This is a genomic window from Azospirillum sp. P4_B5 (assembly GCF_056402275.1).
In genome coordinates, this window is sequence record NZ_JBFUHT010000008.1 from 182,286 (window position 1) to 199,963 (window position 17,678).

The window sequence follows — 17,678 nt, forward strand, 5'->3', positions numbered from 1 at the left end:
CGTCAGCGCCTCCGCCGCTGCATGATCCGGCGCTCCCAGGTGAAGAGCACCGCGTTGAGCACCGTCACCAGGACGATGATGAACAGCATCAGCGCGTACATCCGCGCGTTGTCGAAGTTGTTGAAGGCATAGGCGATGCTGTAGCCGATGCCCGAGGAGGACATGATGAACTCCGCCGCGATGACGCCGATGAAGCAGTAGGCGATGGCGAGCTTGGCCCCGGTGAACAGGAAGGGCGCCGCGCTGGGCAGCTTGACCATCAGCGCCGTGCGCACCGGGTCCATGCCGTGGACACGCGCGGTCTTCAGCAGGACGCGGGGAATCCGATCGAGCCCGTTCAGCGTGTTGATCAGCATCGCCACCACGCCGAACAGCGTGCCGATCACCACGATGGGCGCCGCCCCCAGCCCGAAGATCACGATCAGCACCGGGTAGAAGACGAAGAAGGGCACGGCGTAATAGGTCGCCAGGAAGGGGTCGAGAGCCCGGCGCACCCGCGGCATGGCGTGGATCGCCACACCGGCGACAAAGCCAAGCAGGATCGAGGCGATCACCGACATGGCGACGTTGCCCAACGTCTCGCCGATGTCGGCGCTGGCCGCCCCCGAGGCGAGAAGGCGGTAGAGGTCGCCGGCCATGACGCTGGGCGCCGGCAGGACCGTCTTGGCGATGACGCCTGCGCGGCACAGCACCTCCAGCAGCAGGACGGCGCCGCTCACCACGACCAGGCGGAGCCAGCCCGCCCAGCTCACGACCCACCCCCGGCGAGGCCCGCCGCCTTCAGGCTCTCCTCGCGCAGCAGGCGCCACAGCCGGGCGGTGATCTGGCCGAAACCGTCCTCGCTGGCGATGCGGGAATCGCGCTCGCGCGACCAGCCCGTCTCGATCTCCTCGATGATCCGTCCGGGCCGGGCCGACATCACGCCGATGCGGTCCGACAGCATGGCCGCCTCGTCCAGCGCGTGGGTGATCAGCATCACCGTGGCCCCGGTCTCGCGCCACAGCTTCAGCAGCTCGTCGCCCATGATCAGGCGGGTCTGGGCGTCGAGCGCGCCGAACGGCTCGTCCAGCAGGATCAGGCGCGGCCGCATCACCAGCGTGCGGGCGATGCAGACGCGCTGGCGCATGCCGCCGGACAGCTGCACCGGATAGGCCTTGGCGAAGTCCTTCAGCCCGACGAAGCCGACGGCGTAATTGACCCGCCGTTCGATCTCCGCCGGATCGACGCCCGCCCGGCGCAGGCCGAAGGCGATATTGTCCCACACGGTCAGCCAGGGGAAGGTGGCGTCCTCCTGGAACACCACCCCGACGCCGTCCGGGACCTTGCCGGCCACTGGCTTGCCTTCGAAGGTCACCGATCCCTCGGTCGGCACGGACAGGCCGGACAGCACGTCGAGCAGCGTAGACTTGCCACAGCCCGACGGTCCGACGACGGAGAAGAACTCCCCCTGCCGCAAGGTCAGATCGACGGGGCCCAGCGCGTGCACCCCGCCGTGGCCGGGAACGCCGTAGATGCGGCTGACCCCCTTCAGTTCGGCGTGGGCGGCCGGGGCGGGGAAAGCCCCCGCCTCCTCTTGCGGGTCGCGCTTGGCGGCGACGTTGGCTTTCATCGGGGGCTTCCTCCCGGTCATCGTGATGCGTCAGGCTGATTATTTCAGGAACGAGGCGTCGGCGTGCTTCGACCAGTCGACCTCGCCCTTGACCTCGCCGATGATCTGCAGCCCCTTGATCAGGTTGTTCATCCCGTCATACTCGAAGTCGCCGGCGCTCCAATATTTGATGGTCGCCAGATTCTTCAGGGCCTGCAGCGCGATCGCCTCGTCGATGTCATAGTACTTGGTCATGATCTTGGCGGTCTCTTCGGGGTTGGCGTAGACGAAGTCCACCCCCTTGCGCCGTGCCTCGATCAACTTCTTCAGCTTGTCGCCGTTCTTCGCGGCGAAGTCCGACGTGGTGACGCCCACCGTCTGCACCATGGTCGGCAGCTCGGTCTCGACCGCGAAGACCATGCGGTACTTGTTCTGCACGCGCGCCCAGATCGGGTCCATCACCGGGGCGGCGGCCACCCCACCCTGCTCCAGCATGGTCAGGCCGCCGCCGACGCCGCCCGCGGATACGCCGTCCACCGTGATGCCGTGCTTGTCTTTCACCATGGTCAGCAGCATGTCGGTGACCGACTTCGGGCTGGTGAAGGCGACCTTTTTGCCGTCCAGGTCCTTGGCGGTCTTGACCGGGGAGTCCGGCTTGGTCACCCACAGGATCTCGCCCGCCGTGCGGACGCCGGTGTGGATGATCTTCACGTCCAGACCCTGGTTGATGGCGGCCACCGCCGCCGACAGGGCGACCTCGCCGTAAGGCATCGGCGCCGCCATGACGTTGCGCATGGTCGTGCCGCCGCCCTTGGAGGTCAGGACGCCGGTGATGTCCAGCCCCTGCTCCTTGTAGTAGCCCTTCTCCATGGCCACGGCGTAGGGAGCGCCGTACATCAGGACGCCCCAGTGGGTAACCGTGATCTCCTCGGCCTGCGCCGGGACCAGGGTGGCAAGCGCCACTCCCATGGCCGCCGCCCCCAGGACCGCCTTGCGCTTCATCGTGGTCATGAACGACATCGCTGTTCCTCCCAATAGCCGCTGGCCTTTCCGGCCATGCGCGTTGACCCGGACCCGTCAGGCGGTGGGTAGGGCGTGAATCCACGGGCGTTGCGCCCGGTCGCGCGCCTCGAACGCCGCCATGGCGTCGTCGTGGCGCAGGCTGGCCCCGATCTCGTCCAACCCTTCCAGAAGCGCCTGCCGCCGCGCCGTCTCCATGGTGAATGGGAACTCCCGCCCATCCGGGGCGGTGACGCGGCAAGTCTCGATGTCCACCGTCGTGGCAGCGGCCGGCGTCGCCTGGGCGACGGCGACGAGATGGGCGAGCGCAACCTCGTCCAGAGTCACCGCGGCCAGACCGTTCTTCTGGCAGTTCTCGTGGAAGATGCTGGCGAAGCTGGGCGCGATCACGCAGCGGATGCCGAAGTCCATCAGGCTCCACACCGCGTGCTCGCGCGACGAGCCACAGCCGAAATTCTCGCCGGCCAGCAGGATCTTGGCCTCCCGCCAGGGCGCTTGGTTGAGGACGAAGTCCGGCCGTTCCCGGCCGTCGTCGTCGAACCGCCATTCGGAGAAGAGACCGGCACCGAGCCCGCTGCGGTGGATGGTCAACAGATGCGCCTTGGGGATGATCGCGTCGGTGTCGACGTTGGCGCGCGGCAGTGGTGCGGCGATCCCGGTGATGCGGTTGATGGGTTCGGGCATGTCAGGCGTTCCCTTCCAGGCTGCGGACATCGACGATGCGTCCCGCCACGGCCGCCGCCGCCGCGGTGGCGGGGCTGGCGAGGTGGGTGCGCGCCCCCGGCCCCTGGCGGCCTTCGAAGTTGCGGTTCGAGGTGGCGACGCAGCGCTTGCCCGGCGGCACCCGGTCGGCGTTCATCCCGGCGCACATGGAACAGCCCGGCTCCCGCCATTCGAAGCCGGCGGCGGTGAACACGCGGTCCAGCCCCTCCGCCTCCGCCTGCCGGCGCACCTGGCCGGAGCCCGGCACGACCAGAGCGCGCAGGCCGTCGGCGACCCGCCGCCCCTTCAGAACGGCGGCGGCGGCCCGCAAATCCTCGATGCGGCTGTTGGTGCAGGAGCCGATGAAGACCATGTCCACCGGCAGGTCGCGGATCGGCGTCCCCGGTTCCAACCCGATGTAGTCGAGCGCCCGGCGCATCGCCTGCCGGCGCTTGGGGTCGGCCTCGCGCTCCGGATCGGGAACGGTCTCGCCGACGCCGATGCAGTCCTGCGGGCTGGTGCCCCAGGACACCTGCGGCGTGAGCGTCGAGACGTCCAGCTCGACCTCGGCGTCGAAGCGGGCGCCGGGATCGCTCGCCAGGGCGCGCCACGCCGCCACCGCATGATCCCACAGGTCACCCGTCGGGGCGAAGGGCCGCCCCCGGAGATAGGCGAAGGTCACCTCGTCGGGCGCGATCAGGCCGAAGCGTGCGCCCAGCTCCACCGACATGTTGCAGACGGTCATCCGCTCCTCCATGGAGAGCGCGCGGATGGCCGGGCCGGCGTATTCGACGCCGTAGCCGGTCGCCCCGGCGGTGCCGATGGTGGCGATCAGCTTCAGCACCATGTCCTTGGCCGACACGCCCACCGGGCGGGTGCCGTTGAAGGTGATGCGCATGGTCGGCGGGCGGCGCAGGATGGCCGTCTGCGTCGCCATGACATGCTCGACCTCCGACGTGCCGATGCCCCAGGCCATGGCGCCCAGCGCGCCGACCGTGCTGGTGTGGCTGTCGCCGCAGACCAGGGTGGCGCCTGGCAGGGCGATCCCCAGCTCCGGCGCGATCACATGGACGATGCCCTGGCGCACGTCGCCCAGGTCGAACAGGGCGACGCCGGTGGCCTCGGCGTTGGAGCGCAGGGCGCGGATCATCTCCGGCCCGCCGGGCACCGTGTCGTCGGTGCGGCCGCTCTCGGTCGAGACGATGTGGTCCGCCGTCGCGAAGGTCAGGTCGGGACGGCGCAGCCGGCGCCCGGCGGCGGCCAGCCCGGCGTAGGCCTGGGGGCTGGTGACCTCGTGCAGCATGTGGCGGTCGATGTGGAGCAGCACCCGTCCGTCGCCCAGATCGGCGACGACGTGCTGGTCCCAGATCTTGTCGATGATGGAACGCGGCGTGGTCATGTCGGTGTCCCCGGCATAAGGTTTTCTGCGCGTCACTCGGCGGCCCGGTAGGCCTGTTCCCGCTCGTAGTAGTCGGGGAAGCCGACGAGACTCTTCAGCGCCTCGAAATCGGCCTGGGCCACCTGGCTCTCCCGCCCGTCCGCCACCGCGGTCAGGGCGGCGCGCATGGCGTCGATGGCCGCCGACATCAGGGTCAGCGGGTAAGCGGCAAGCTTGAAGCCCAGCGCCTCCAGCTCGCGGGGCGGCAGCATCGGCGTCTGGCCGCCGCGCACCATGTTCGCCATGGCCGGCCGGTCGATGCCGGCGCAGAAGGCGGCCATTTCCGTCTCGTTGTGCGGGGCCTCCATGAAGATGATGTCGGCGCCCTCCTCCACGAAATCCTGGCAGCGCTCCAGCGCCGCGTCGAAGCCGTGCGTGGCGCGCGCGTCGGTCCGCGCCAGGATCAGGATGTCGTCGGACCCTGACCGGGCGGCATCGACGGCGGCGCGGATCTTCATGCGCGCCTCGGCCCGCCCGACGACCTGCTTGCCCTTGGTGTGGCCGCAGCGCTTGGGGCTGACCTGATCCTCGATCAGGACGGCGGCGGCCCCGGCGCGGGCGTAGTCGCGCACGGTGCGCTGCACGTTCATGGCGTTGCCGTAGCCGGTGTCCCCATCGCCGATCACCAGCAGGCCGGGGGCCGCCTGACATACGTTGCGGAGCTGGTCCAGCATTTCGGCGAAGGAGATCAGCCCGGTGTCCGGCATCCCCAGCCGGGTGGCCGAGACGGCGAAGCCGCTCATCAGGCTGACGCGGAAACCGGCCTGCTCGACCAGCCGTGCCGACAGGGCGTCGAAGCAGCAGGGCATCAGGTGAAGGCCGGGAGCCTCCAGAAACGTTTTCAGGCGTTGTGCGGGTGTCGTCACCGGTTGTATCCCTCCCTTGCCGCCGCGTCCGCCGGCAGCGTCCAACAGGGCGCACCGGAAGCGGGCTGTTAATTTGTTGTGTCAACGAACATAATGCGTCATTGTATACAACGCAACCCGAAAAGTTCAGGCGCCGGACAGAAGCGCAAGGGAGGTCAGCATGTCGGACAGCGCCGGGGCTCTGGCGCCCCAATGGGACAACGGCTTCAGCGGTGGCTCCAACCGCGCCGCCGACCGTGCCTACCGCTTCATCCGGGAGGGCATCCTGGCCAGCCGCTGGCCGCCGGGCGCCCATCTGCGCGAGCAGGAACTGGCCGAACTGACCGGGGTCAGCCGCACCCCGGTGCGCGAGGCGCTGCGCCGGCTGTCCGCCGACGGGCTGCTACAACTCGTCCCAAACCTCGGCGCCAAGGTGAACGCTTGGACGATCCAGGATCTCGACGAGATTTTCGGACTGCGCGCGACGCTGGAAAGCCAAGTGGCCGGCCTCGCCGCCAGCCGCGCGGAACCGCGGCATCTCACCGAACTGGCGGCGCTGTGCGACGCGATGGAGGCGGTGGTGGGGGACGGCAACGCGGTGGACTTCTCGCGCATCACGCCGCTGAACGACCGCTTCCACGGCCTGCTGATCGACATCGCCGGGGATCGGCGCCTGGGCCAGATGATCCGGCAGGTGGTGGAGATGCCGCTGGTGCTGCGGACCTTCGCCCGCTACAGCCGGCGCGACCTCGCCCGCAGCATGAACCACCACCGCGAGATCGTCGAAGCCCTGACCGCCCGCGATGGGGAATGGGCCTCGTCGGTGATGCGCGCCCATGTCCGCGCCGGGCGGGCCGTCTTCACGGTCCCGAACACCGAGTGAGCTTTATTGTATACAACGACGGTGCGCCGATACGGGCAGATGGATCGCCCGTCGGCGCAGCACAAAGGTCCCGGCGCCCTGAGAGGACGCCGGGACGAAGTCGAGGACGCGACTGATGAGGACCGGTCAGGCGACCAGGAAGCCGGCGCCGACCGGATCGTTGCGGTCGATGACCCAGCGGGCGGTGCCGAGGATGCTGGCCGTGCCCTTCACGGTCGGGCGCACGGCGCGCACGCCGTTCAGGCGGGTCTCGCCGAGCAGGCTGCCCTCGAAGGTGCCGGTGCCGAGCAGGCCCTCGGAGCGGATGGTGTCGCCGATCGCCATCTTTCCGCGCGCCTCGAACATCGCCATCATCGCGCTGGTGCCGGTGCCGCCCGGCGAGCGGTCGAGCTGGCCGGCGCTGAAGACGTGGACGTTCTTGTAGAAGGCGCCCTCGATGGTCGGCTCGTGCCAGAAGGTCACGAAGTTGAAGTTGTTGATGTGCGCCGACGCCGGGTGCTGGATCGCCACCTTCTGGCGGAGCTGCTCACGCGCCAGGATGCCGTAATGAGACAGGGCGGTGCCATTCTCCGCCCCGATGCGCAGCGAGGTTCCGGTCAGGTCGATGATGCCGAAATAGTTGCCGCCCCACACGATGTCGGCCTTCAGCGGGCCGATCTCCGGCAGCTCGAACGCCACGTCCTGCGCGGCGACGTAGGCCGGAACGTTCTCGAACTTGGTCCACAGCACCCGGTCGCCCTCATGGGCCACCTCGGCGACGACGAGGCCGGCGGTGGTCTCGAAGCGGATGGTGGTGCGCCCGTTCTCGCCGCGGCGGACGAGGCCGTTGGCGACCATCGCCATGGCGACGGCGATCGTGCCGTGGCCGCACATGTGCGAATACTGGGTGCCGTCGATGTAGATCAGACCGGCGTCGTAGTCCGGGCCGGACGGCGGGGTCAGGAAGACGCCGAACATGTCCTTGTGGCCGCGCGGCTCGCGCATCAGGGCCTCGCGCAGCCAGTCGTAATGGGTCTCCAGGAACTGGCGCTTCTCCAGGATGCTGGAACCGGCCGGATAGGGGATGCCGCTGTGGATGATGCAGAGCGGCTCGCCCTCGGTGTGGGTGTACAGGACATCGAATGCGTCTTGCATGCGCATGGAAGGACCCTTTCGTGGATCGGATTCAGTGTTGGATCGGGGGGATGAAGCGGAGGGTGTCGGGACCGGTCAGCGCCGGTCCGACAGAAGGTGCAGCCCGACGGTGAGGTCGAGGATGATGATCGCCAGGGCCGCCACGCCGATGGTGATGGAGGACACCGCGGCGATGACCGGGTCGATCGTGTACTGGACGTAGTTGAAGAGCTTGACCGGGATGGTCGTCATCTCCGCCGTGGTGTTGAAGATGCTCAGCTCGACGTTGATCCAGGAGGAGATGAAGGCGAAGATCGCGCCGCTCGCCAAGCCGCTGCGGATCTGCGGCAGCGTGACGAGGAAGAAGGTCTCCATCGGGCGGGCGCCCAGGTCGGCGGAGGCCTCCTCCAGCGCCCGCTGCTCCGGCGTCAGCTGCGGCAGGACGGAGCGCAGGACGAAGGGCATGATGATCACGATGTGCCCGACCAGCAGCGCCGTGAAGCTGCGCATCAGACCCAGCGCCGCGCAGTATTGCAGCAGGGCGGCGCCCAGCACGACGTGCGGCAGGACCAGCGGCGACATCAGCAGCGACAGCAGGAACTTCTTGCCCGGAAACTCGCAGCGGGCAATGGCCAGCGCCGCCGGAACGCCGAGCAGCAGGGCCGCCGCCGTGGCGACCAAGGCCAGCAGGGTGCTGGTGCCGAAGGCCGCCAGATAGGAGGTGTCGCCGAGCATCCGCCCGTACCAGTCGAGCGTCAGCCCCTGCGGCGGGAAGGCGAGGTAGCTGGTGGCGGTGAAGGAGGAACCGACGATGACCAGGAGCGGCAGGATCAGGTAGGCCATGACCGACCAGGACACCACCCGCAGAAGAAGCCGGGCGATCATTGGGCTTTCCTCCCCGTTGCGCCGGCGCTGCCGATCCAGCCGGCCAGACCGACCAGGACCAGCGTCATGACCAGCAGCGTCATGCTGAGCGCGCCGCCGTAGTTCACGTCGAAGACCGTGCTGTACTGCTGGAAGATCAGCATGGGGAAGACCGTGATCTTGCCGCCGCTCAGCAGGGCCGGCGTGACGTAGGCGCTGACCGCCAGGGTGAAGACCATGACGATTCCCGACATCAGCCCCGGCAGGCAGAGCGGAAAGGTGACCGTGCGGAAGGTGTCGAAGGGCGTGGCGCCGAGGTCGGAGGAGGCATCCTCCAGCGCCGGGTCCACCGCGGCCAGCGCGTTGCCGACGGCCAGCACGATGAAGGGCAGCAGGATGTAGACCAGCCCGATCACGATGCCCAGCTCGGTGCCGAGGAAGCGCATCGGTCGGTCCAGGATGCCGACCCCGACCAGCGCGTCGTTGACGAGGCCGTTGCGTCCCAGCAGCACCATCCAGCCGAAGGAGCGGACGATGTTGCTGGTGAACAGCGGCAGCACCAGCAGGATGACGCAGGTCCGCCGCAGCGCCGCCGACTTGACCACCCGCACCAGATAATAGGCCAGCGGGTAGCCGAGCAGCGCGCAGGCCACCGTGGTCAGCCCGGCGATGCGGAAGGTCGCCGCCAGCACGTCCCAGTGATACTGGTCGAACAGCACCCGCGCGTAGTTGCCGAGGGACGGCACGCCGCCGGCCATCAGGCTGGACGACACGACCACGATCATCGGAACGGCGAAGAAGGCCACGAAGAAGGCGACCGGGGCCGCCAGCAGGGGCAAGGCTCGGTTCATGGCGGCGCTCATGGTCGTGCTCATGGTCCGGACCGGTGCGAAGCCGGTTCGGCGACGATGTGGACGTGCCCCGGACGGAAGCCGACGAAGACCGGCGCCCCCGGTTTCAGCCCCTCCCCCGCCATGCCCAGCCGGCGGCTGGCCAGCAGATGCTCGCCGACCCGCACCGTCACGACGGTGTGCCCGCCGGTGTCGATGACGTCCTCGACGAAGCCCTGGTCGGTGATCAGGCCCGGCGCCTCCGGCTGGTTCAGCAGCTCGACATGTTCGGGCCGCAGCACCGCGGTGTAGCGCTGCCGGGTGTCGGTGCCGAGATGGGGCAGCAGCGCCGACCCCACCGCCAGCCGCACCCCGGCGTCGCCCTCCGCCGTTCCCGGCAGCAGGTTGGCCTCGCCGATGAAGTCGGCGACGAAGCGGCTGGCCGGGCGGGTGTAGATGGCCCGTCCGTCGCCGACCTGCTCGATCACGCCGCGGTTCATGACGACGATGCGGTTCGCCATGCTCATCGCCTCCTCCTGGTCGTGGGTCACGAACACGAAGGCGATGCCGAGCTTCTCCTGGAGATGCTTCAGCTCGATCTGCATCCGCTTGCGCAGCTTCAGGTCGAGCGCGCTCAGCGGCTCGTCGAGCAGGAGGAGCTTCGGGCGGTTGACGAAGGCCCGCGCCAGGGCGACGCGCTGCTGCTGGCCGCCCGACAGCTCCCGCGGGTAGCGCCCCGCGGCGGAGTCCAGCCCGACCAGTTCCAGCGCCTCGCGGGCGCGCTCCAACGCCTCGCCCCGCGCCACCCCGTGACGGCGCGGCCCGTAGGCCACGTTGTCGAGGATGCTCAGATGCGGGAACAGGGCGTAGTGCTGGAACACCGTGTTCAGCGGGCGCCGGTGCGGCGGCAGCCGCGTCACGTCCTCCCCGCCGATCCGGATGGTTCCGGAATCGGGGGAGAGGAAGCCGGCGATGCAGCGCAGCAGGGTCGTCTTGCCGCAGCCGCTCGGCCCCAGCAGGGCGACGAACTCGCCGTGGGCCACATCCAGCGACACGTCCCTCAGCGCGTGGTAGGCGCCGAAATGCTTGTCGATGGAGCGGATGGAGAGCAGGGCGTCGGACATGATGGGGGTCCCCGGCTGGCTGCGGTTCACTGGCGGGCGAGTTCGCGGTTCCAGGCGTCGGTGATCGCCGCGCGGTCCCGGTTGATGTCCGCCCAGTTGAAGAGCTGGAGGTTCTTGACCGACCCGCCGACACCCCAGGGCAGCTTGCGCTCGACGTCCGGCGACACCGACACGCCCTGCACCGCCGGGCCGAGATAGAGCTTCTCCGCCAGACAGGCCGAGGCCTGCGGGGTCAGGGCGGTGTCGATGAAGCGCTGGGCGTCGGCCTTGTGCGGCGCGTTCTTGACCAGATGCAGGCGGGCGTCGGTGGCCCAGACGCCTTCCTTCGGAACGGCGAAGCCGATGGGCAGGCCCTTGTCGGCCAGATCCCAGGCCCCGACGTTGAAATGCGCCCCGATGATCGCCTCGCCGCTCTGGTAGGCGTTGCTGGCCGCCCCCGAGCTGTCGAAGTAGAGCGCGGTCTTCAGCGTCTTCAGCTTTTCGAAGGTCTTGGACAGGTCGCCCGGCGGGTTGCCCCACATGCGGTTCAGGAACATGACGAAGGGCACGCCGGAGGAGTTGGCCGGCGACGGGATCGTCACCGTGTCCGCGAATTCCGGCTTCCACAGGTCGTTCCACGAGGTCGGCGGGGTCTTGATCTCCTTGGTGTTGTAGGTCAGGCCGAGCGAGTAGTAGCCGGACCCCACGGCGAAGATCGACCCGTCCGCCTTGTAGAGCGCCTCCGGCAACGCCTTCGCCAGGTTCGGCACGCCCGTCGGGTCGATGGCGTCCAGCACGCCCGCCCCCTGCGCCATCTCGCTGATGCCGCCGTCCATGTAGGCGACGTCGAGCGTCGGCGCGTCCTTCTGCTGCTGCAGCTTGGCGAAGGTCACGGTCGAGGTGCCGATTTCCGGCACGACGCGGACGCCGGTCGCCTTGGTGAAGGGCTCCGCGACGCAGGTGCGGAAGGCCTCGCCCCAGTTGCCGCCGTACCAGGCGACGCGGATCTCGCCCTGGGCCGCGGCCGGCAGGGCGTGGAGGGAGACTCCGGCCGCCAGGACGGCGGACAGGGCGGCGAGGCGGGCGGTGGTGCGGGTGGCGGCGCGCGGATGGGTCATGACCGGTTCCTTCGTGGTGTCGGTCCAGCGGGCGTCAGAGCCATGGTTCGTTCGAAAGCTAATTGTTCGAGCGTATTTTCCGATAGAAGAATGCTGCCGAATCCTTGAATATTTCCGACATGCCGACGCCCAGATCCGACATGACCGATGCCCCCGACCGCGACGCTTCGTGTGCGACCGATCCCAGGTTGCGCATCGGCTTCGTGCTGCTCGACCAGTTCACGCTGACCGCCTTTTCCGGGCTGATCGACGCGCTCCGGCTCGCCGCCGATCCTGGAGGGCGCAGCCGTCAAATCGACGCAAGCTGGACGGTGATGAGCGTCGGCGGGCAGCCGCGCCGGTCGAGCTGCGGCGTGCTGGTGACCCCCAACAGCGACCTGCTCACCCCGGCGCCCTTTGATTACGTCGCGGTGTGCGGCGGCAACGATTACCGGAACGAGGTGCCGGGGCCGGTGACCGCCTATCTGCGCGCGGTGGCGGCGCAGCGGGTGCGGCTTCTGGGCATCTGCACGGGCACCTTCGCCATCGCGCGCGCCGGCCTCGTCGGCACGCGCCGCGTCTGCGTTCATTGGAACGTGCTGGACACCTTCCGCGAGCGTTTCCCGACCGCCAACGCCTCGGTGGACCATCTGTTCATCGACGAGGGTGACCTGATCACCTGCGCCGGATCGACGGCGGCCATCGACCTCGGCCTCTACCTCGTCGGGCGGCATTGCGGCGGGCAGAAGGCGCGGCAGGCCGTCCGCCACATGATGCTTCAGGACATCCGCCCCGGCGCGCTGCCGCAGGCGCATTTCTACGCCAACCTCGACGGCGTGACCGACGCCCGCGTCCGTCAGGCGACGCATTTCATCGAGCAGAGGTTGGACTCCCCGCCCTCCGTCGAGGCCATCGCCCGTTACGTCGGGGTCAGCGCCCGGCAACTCGAACGGTCCTTCCAGGCCGCGCTGGGGATCTCGCCCTCGGCCTTCCAGCGCCGGCTGCGGCTGGATTACGGCCGCTGGCTGCTGGAACACACGCGCCGGACGATCACCGAGATCGCCTTCGACTGCGGCTTCGCCGACGCCGCCCATTTCTCCCGCGATTTCAAGACCCAGTTCGGCGAGATGCCCAGCCGGGCGCGCAAGGGCAAGCGTGAGGACGCCACCCAGGCACCGTGACGGTTTCGCCCACGGGGACGCTTAAGCCGCCAGCCCGTGGTCGATGGCGATGCGGATCAGGGCGCGCGTGCTGTCGGCGCCCAGCTTGTCCTTAATCTGGGTGCAGGCGTTGGCGACGGTCTTCTGGCTGATGCCCAGCGCCTCGGCGATGGCCGCCGCGGTCAGGCCGCGGCCCACCAGCGCCAGGATCTCCCGCTCGCGCTGGGTCAGCACCGCCAGCGGGTCGTCGCTCGGGGCCAGCGCCATCAGCGCCAGCTCGCGCGCCAGCGCGTGGTCGAGATGGACGCGGCCCGCCAGCACGCAACGCACCGCCGTCACCAGCGTCTCCGGAGCGTCGTTCTTGGTGACGTAGCCCCTGGCCCCCGCCTTGAGCGCCCGCGCGGCGATGGCCGGGTCCTCGTGCATGCTGAAGATCAGCACCGGCACCGCCGGGTTCTCCGCCCGCATCACGCGAAGCACTTCCATCCCGCCGCCATCCCTTCCAACGGCGCCCCCCGGCAGGTTGAGGTCGAGGATGACCACGTCCGGCCGTTCCGAGCGCCACAGCGCCAGCGCCACCGCTACGTCGGCGGCCTCGACGACGCGGCTGAGCCCGGCTTCGGCGAGCAGGCTTTGGCAACCGGCGCGCACCACCGGATGATCGTCCACCAGGAGGATCGTCGGGGTCATGCCACGCCCTCCAGCCCGACCGGGACACAGGGCAGGCAAGCGGCCACGCGGGTGCCCTGCCCGCCGTCCGATCCGATCCGCAGCGTGCCGCCCAGCGCCTTCACCCGCTCCGCCATCCCGGCAATGCCCAATCCACCCAGCTCCGCCGCACCGGCCGGCCCTTCCCTAAATCCCAGCCCGAACCCCGGCCCATCGTCGGTCACCAAGAGCTCCACCCGGTCGGTCCGGCGCCGCACCGTCACCGAGACGTTGGTTGGCCGGGCGTGGCGGAGGGCGTTGACCAGCGATTCCTGCGCCAGCCGGAAGACTGTCAGGCGCAGCACCTCGTCCAGCCCGTCAATGCCGTCCGGCGTTCCGTCCTCGTCCACGTCCAGCGACCAGCGCACCTGCGGCTCCCGCCGCGCCCACTCATCGATCAGCCCGGACAGCGCTTCGCCCAGCGGCAACTGGTCGAGCAGGGCCGGGCGCAGTCGGACCAGGATGCGCCGGCTCAACCGGTGCACGTCCGCGGCCATGGACAGCACGGCGCGGGCGCGTCCGGCGATCTCCACCCGCTCGCTGATGGTGGCTTCCGGCTTCGGCTCCTCGCTCAGGCGCAGGATGCGCCCGGCGTCCACCTTGATGGCGAACAGCGCCGCCCCCAGCTCGTCATGGATTTCGCGGGCGATGTCGCGGCGCTCGCGGTCCTGCGCCTCGATCAGCCTCTGGCCGAGCCGGCGGTTCTCCCGACCGGCCGCGGCCAGCTCCTCGGCCAGGGCGGCGATGCCGGTGCCCAGCCGGACCAGCTCCGGCACGCCGCCTCCAGCAAGGCCGCCCCGCGGTCCGGGTTCGTAAACGCCTTCGCGCAGGCGCCGCACCGCCGCCTCGATGCGGGCGAGCGGGGCAAGCGCCCGGCCCACCGCCATCCAGGCGGCGCCCAGCAGCAGCAGCCCCGCCACCAGCATCGCCAAGGCGAGGTCCCGCATGTCCTCCCAGACCTCGGCCACCTCGTCCTGCGGTTCGGCGACCACGGTCAACAGGACGCGCCCATCGGCACCGGTCAGCGCATGGGCCTGCGGCGTCACGCCGATCAGGGCCACGAACCAGCCGGGAACGGCCCCATGGGCGGCATCCCCCTCGCCCAGGGAGTCGGGCGGCGCCTCGCCTGCAATGAAGCGCAGGTGGCGCAGGCCCAACCGGTCGAGCGCCATGACGGCGTTCGGACTTGGCCCCCGCCCGGCTTCCGCCCGCCCGACAGCGATGCCGAGATCAAGGGCGGAGGCCATTTCCGCGCGGACGGCGTCGCGCGCGTTGGCGATCATCACAGCCGCGCCGGCCACCGCCAGCAGCGCCAGGAACAGCCCGATCAGGGCCAGCATGCGAATTCGCAACGACATCGCCGTCTGATCCTTCCGAGACGCTTATAGGACCATCGGCGGAATGTTAACCAAGCAACCGGTCTCCGCGCTATGCGTCCTTCGAACGAGACGCAAGCCGACGGACGGGTCTCCTGCCGCGGCGGCAGGAATTTTTCCCGCCACCTCCGGGACGTCGTCATACGCGCGTTGCAAGAACGTCGTCCCCGTATCGTCCAATAGAACCGAAGAACCGCCAAGACGAACATTGGGGGCGCAAGACGCGGTGCCGGAACCGGGGCGGATCGGGCGGACGATCCGCCCCGGCAAAAACGGCCTTTCACGGGGGAAACGCATGACTTCATCCTTGGACACCAAGTCAGGAAGCAAAGCCGGACAAATTCGACGCCGAATCATAACCGCAGTGATGGCCGGCTTCCTGGCATCCACCGCTCCGGCGGCCTGGGGAAGCGCTCAAGCGGCGGACATCACCTGGGACGACATCGCCAACGACGCCAAGTCGGCCGGCGACGTGCTGATGTACGGCATGGGGGTGGAGGGCAAGCGCTTCAGCCCGCTGAAGCAGATCGACACCAACAGCGTGTCGCGGCTGGTCCCCGCCTGGTCCTTCTCCTTCGGCGACGAGAAACAGCGCGGGCAGGAGACGCAGGCGCTGGTCCATGACGGGGTGATCTACGTCACCGCCTCCTACTCGCGGATGTTCGCGCTCGACGCACGCACCGGCAAGCGGCTGTGGACCTACGCCCACCGCCTGCCCGACGACATCCGGCCCTGCTGCGACGTGGTCAACCGCGGGGCGGCGATCTACGGCGACAAGGTGTTCTTCGGCACGCTCGACGCCTCCCTCGTCGCGCTGAACAAGGACACCGGCAAGGTCGTCTGGCGCAAGAAGTTCGCCGACCACAAGGTCGGCTACACCATGACCGGCGCGCCAACCGTCGTGAAGGACCAGAAGACCGGGCGCATGCTGCTGATCCACGGCTCGTCGGGCGACGAGTTCGGCGTGGTCGGCCGCCTGTTCGCCCGCGATCCCGACACCGGCGAGGAAATCTGGATGCGCCCGCTGGTCGAGGGCCACATGGGCCGGCTCGACGGCAAGGACACCACCCCGACCGGCAACGCCAAGGCGCCGTCCTGGCCGCGCGACAAGGACGGGCAGCTCGTCGAGGCCTGGAACCACGGCGGCGGCGCGCCGTGGCAGAGCGCCACCTTCGACGTGGAGACCAACACCATCGTCATCGGCACCGGCAACCCGGCGCCGTGGAACGGCTGGGCGCGCTGGCCCGGCGACAGCCTCTACACCTCCGGCCAGGCCTATGTCGATCCGACCACGGGCGAGTTGAAGGGCTTCTACCAGCACACCCCCAACGACACCTGGGACTTCTCCGGCAACAACGAGCTGGTGCTGTTCGACTACAAGGACGCGTCGGGCAAGACGGTCAAGGCGACCGCCCACGCCGACCGCAACGGCTTCTTCTACGTCACCGACCGGACGAAGCTGGCGACGGCGGGCGGCGAGGCGAACAAGCCGAACAGCGTGCTGGCCGCCTTCCCCTTCGTGGACGGCATCACCTGGGCCAAGGGCATCGACCTGAAGACCGGCCGCCCCATCGAGGTGGAGGGCCAGCGCCCGCCGCCCCCCGCCGAGGGCGAGAAGCGCGGCAAGGCGGTCGAGGTCTCCCCGCCCTTCCTCGGCGGCAAGAACTGGAACCCGATGTCCTACAGTGAGGACACCGGCCTGTTCTACATCGCCGCCAACCACTGGAAGGAGGACTACTGGACGGAGCATGTCGGCTACAACCCCGGCTCCGCCTATCTCGGCATGGGCTTCCGCATCCACAAGATGTTCGAGGACCATGTCGGCGTCCTGCGCGCCATCGACCCGACGACCGGCAAGATCGCCTGGGAGCACAAGGAGGAGCTGCCGCTGTGGTCCGGCACGCTGGCGACCGCCGGCGGGCTGGTCTTCACCGGGACCGGCGACGGCTACGTCAAGGCGTTCGACGCCAAGTCCGGGGCGGAGCTTTGGAAGTTCCAGACCGGCTCCGGCATCATCTCCTCCCCGGTCACCTGGGAGCTGGACGGGGTGCAGTATGTCGGCATCACCACCGGTTACGGCGGCGCCGTGCCGCTGTGGGGCGGCGATCTCGCCGACCTGACCACCCGCGTGACCCAGGGCGGCTCCTTCTGGGTGTTCAAGCTGGCCGACGTGAAAGTCTCCAGCGCCAAGTGATCGCCGTCAAGTGACCGCCCGCCGGGGCGGGGAAGCGGGCTCGATCGGCCCTCCTTCCCGCCCCGGCATCCCGCATTGCAGCGATGGGAGTTCTCCCCATGAACCGCCTCTTCCGACCCGCCTTCGCCCTATGCGCCCTGCTGTCCCTGTCCGGACCCCTCACCGCCCCGCTGGCGGCCGAGGTCGAAACCGCCAGCCTCGGCGGCGGCGAGGAGGAGCGCGTCACCGAGGTCGCCGGCTGCGTCCTCACGGCCAAGGCGGCCTGCCCCGGCATCGACCTGCGCCACCGCAACCTGCGCAGCCTGTCGCTGGCCGGCGCCGACCTGCGCGGCGCCAACCTGATGCGCGCCGACCTGCGCCACGCCGATCTGCGTGGGGCCGACCTCAGCGGGGCGATCCTCGACGGCGCCGATTTGCGCACCGCCTTCCTCCAGGGGACGCGCCTGTCCGGCGCCCGCCTGCGCGGCGCCAACCTGGAATTTGCCCGCGCCAACGGCGCCGACCTGCGGCAGGCCGACCTGACCGCCGCCAATCTGGAGGCGCTGCGCGCCGACAAGGCCGACCTCACCGGCGCCAACCTGGAGGGCGCCAACCTCCAGGAGGCCAAGCTGTCCCTGACCAACCTGTCGCAGGCCAACCTGGAGGGCGCGAAGATCCGCTTCGCCATTTTCCAGGACGCGCTGATGACCGACTGCCGCTCCTGCCCCACCGACTGGTGACGGAAAGCCGCCCGACGGAAGAGGCTCAGCAGGACGGT

General features: G+C 69.4%; 17 protein-coding genes. 4 read left to right on the forward strand and 13 right to left on the reverse strand.

Annotated features, from left to right (window positions below):
- Positions 1-2: 2 nt before the first annotated feature.
- From AC1DVI_RS08555 to AC1DVI_RS08580, 6 genes are read right to left on the reverse strand one after another with little or no spacing between them, the layout of a single operon-like run.
- Positions 3-752, reverse strand: a complete 750-nt coding sequence (locus tag AC1DVI_RS08555; RefSeq protein WP_476957588.1) for an ABC transporter permease — start codon at positions 750-752, stop codon at positions 3-5.
- Entirely contained in the window at positions 749-1,609 is an 861-nt protein-coding gene (locus AC1DVI_RS08560; protein ID WP_476957589.1) for an ABC transporter ATP-binding protein, read from the reverse strand. Before AC1DVI_RS08560 ends, AC1DVI_RS08555 begins: the two co-directional genes overlap by 4 nt.
- A gap of 39 nt (positions 1,610-1,648) precedes the next feature.
- The gene (locus AC1DVI_RS08565; RefSeq protein WP_476957590.1) at positions 1,649-2,608 is read right to left on the reverse strand and encodes an ABC transporter substrate-binding protein; all 960 of its coding nucleotides are present in this window, start codon (positions 2,606-2,608) and stop codon (positions 1,649-1,651) included.
- 57 nt (positions 2,609-2,665) lie between these two features.
- Positions 2,666-3,292 carry a 3-isopropylmalate dehydratase small subunit gene (gene leuD / locus AC1DVI_RS08570; RefSeq protein ID WP_476957591.1) on the reverse strand — a complete coding sequence of 209 codons (627 nt, stop codon included), beginning with the start codon at positions 3,290-3,292 and terminating at the stop codon, positions 2,666-2,668.
- Position 3,293: 1 nt separating this feature from the next.
- The gene (gene leuC, locus AC1DVI_RS08575) at positions 3,294-4,709 is read right to left on the reverse strand and encodes a 3-isopropylmalate dehydratase large subunit (protein ID WP_476957592.1); all 1,416 of its coding nucleotides are present in this window, start codon (positions 4,707-4,709) and stop codon (positions 3,294-3,296) included.
- A 32-nt stretch (positions 4,710-4,741) separates the two neighbouring features.
- A complete protein-coding gene (locus AC1DVI_RS08580) occupies positions 4,742-5,614 on the reverse strand; it encodes an isocitrate lyase/PEP mutase family protein (RefSeq protein WP_476957593.1) in 873 nt (290 codons plus the stop codon).
- Positions 5,615-5,774: 160 nt separating this feature from the next.
- Between AC1DVI_RS08580 and AC1DVI_RS08585 the strand changes: the two genes are divergently transcribed.
- A complete protein-coding gene (locus AC1DVI_RS08585) occupies positions 5,775-6,476 on the forward strand; it encodes a GntR family transcriptional regulator (protein ID WP_476957594.1) in 702 nt (233 codons plus the stop codon).
- Positions 6,477-6,602: 126 nt separating this feature from the next.
- Here AC1DVI_RS08585 and AC1DVI_RS08590 read toward each other — a convergent pair whose 3' ends face one another.
- The 5 genes from AC1DVI_RS08590 to AC1DVI_RS08610 all read right to left on the reverse strand — a co-directional run bounded on the left by AC1DVI_RS08590 (position 6,603) and on the right by AC1DVI_RS08610 (position 11,504).
- Positions 6,603-7,616 (reverse strand): proline racemase family protein, encoded by a 1,014-nt coding sequence (locus AC1DVI_RS08590; protein WP_119509951.1) that lies wholly within the window; start codon positions 7,614-7,616, stop codon positions 6,603-6,605.
- Between the two features lie 69 nt (positions 7,617-7,685).
- The gene (locus AC1DVI_RS08595) at positions 7,686-8,474 is read right to left on the reverse strand and encodes an ABC transporter permease (protein WP_035681830.1); all 789 of its coding nucleotides are present in this window, start codon (positions 8,472-8,474) and stop codon (positions 7,686-7,688) included.
- The gene (locus AC1DVI_RS08600; protein WP_476957595.1) at positions 8,471-9,328 is read right to left on the reverse strand and encodes an ABC transporter permease; all 858 of its coding nucleotides are present in this window, start codon (positions 9,326-9,328) and stop codon (positions 8,471-8,473) included. Before AC1DVI_RS08600 ends, AC1DVI_RS08595 begins: the two co-directional genes overlap by 4 nt.
- Positions 9,325-10,407 (reverse strand): ABC transporter ATP-binding protein, encoded by a 1,083-nt coding sequence (locus AC1DVI_RS08605; protein ID WP_476957596.1) that lies wholly within the window; start codon positions 10,405-10,407, stop codon positions 9,325-9,327. Before AC1DVI_RS08605 ends, AC1DVI_RS08600 begins: the two co-directional genes overlap by 4 nt.
- A 26-nt stretch (positions 10,408-10,433) precedes the next feature.
- Positions 10,434-11,504, reverse strand: coding sequence for an ABC transporter substrate-binding protein (locus AC1DVI_RS08610; protein ID WP_476957597.1), 1,071 nt, complete (start codon positions 11,502-11,504; stop codon positions 10,434-10,436).
- Between the two features lie 119 nt (positions 11,505-11,623).
- Here AC1DVI_RS08610 and AC1DVI_RS08615 point away from each other — a divergent pair, with 119 nt between their 5' ends.
- Positions 11,624-12,664 carry a GlxA family transcriptional regulator gene (locus tag AC1DVI_RS08615; RefSeq protein WP_476957598.1) on the forward strand — a complete coding sequence of 347 codons (1,041 nt, stop codon included), beginning with the start codon at positions 11,624-11,626 and terminating at the stop codon, positions 12,662-12,664.
- A gap of 21 nt (positions 12,665-12,685) precedes the next feature.
- Here AC1DVI_RS08615 and AC1DVI_RS08620 read toward each other — a convergent pair whose 3' ends face one another.
- Together AC1DVI_RS08620 and AC1DVI_RS08625 are read right to left on the reverse strand one after the other, a co-directional pair.
- The gene (locus tag AC1DVI_RS08620) at positions 12,686-13,333 is read right to left on the reverse strand and encodes a response regulator (protein WP_476957599.1); all 648 of its coding nucleotides are present in this window, start codon (positions 13,331-13,333) and stop codon (positions 12,686-12,688) included.
- Positions 13,330-14,709, reverse strand: coding sequence for an ATP-binding protein (locus AC1DVI_RS08625; protein WP_476957600.1), 1,380 nt, complete (start codon positions 14,707-14,709; stop codon positions 13,330-13,332). The genes AC1DVI_RS08620 and AC1DVI_RS08625 overlap by 4 nt, the downstream gene beginning before the upstream one ends.
- Before the next feature lie 313 nt (positions 14,710-15,022).
- Between AC1DVI_RS08625 and AC1DVI_RS08630 the strand changes: the two genes are divergently transcribed.
- Both AC1DVI_RS08630 and AC1DVI_RS08635 read left to right on the forward strand, forming a co-directional pair.
- Positions 15,023-16,921, forward strand: coding sequence for a methanol/ethanol family PQQ-dependent dehydrogenase (locus tag AC1DVI_RS08630; protein ID WP_476957601.1), 1,899 nt, complete (start codon positions 15,023-15,025; stop codon positions 16,919-16,921).
- Between the two features lie 98 nt (positions 16,922-17,019).
- Entirely contained in the window at positions 17,020-17,640 is a 621-nt protein-coding gene (locus AC1DVI_RS08635; protein WP_476957602.1) for a pentapeptide repeat-containing protein, read from the forward strand.
- Positions 17,641-17,678: the final 38 nt, after the last annotated feature.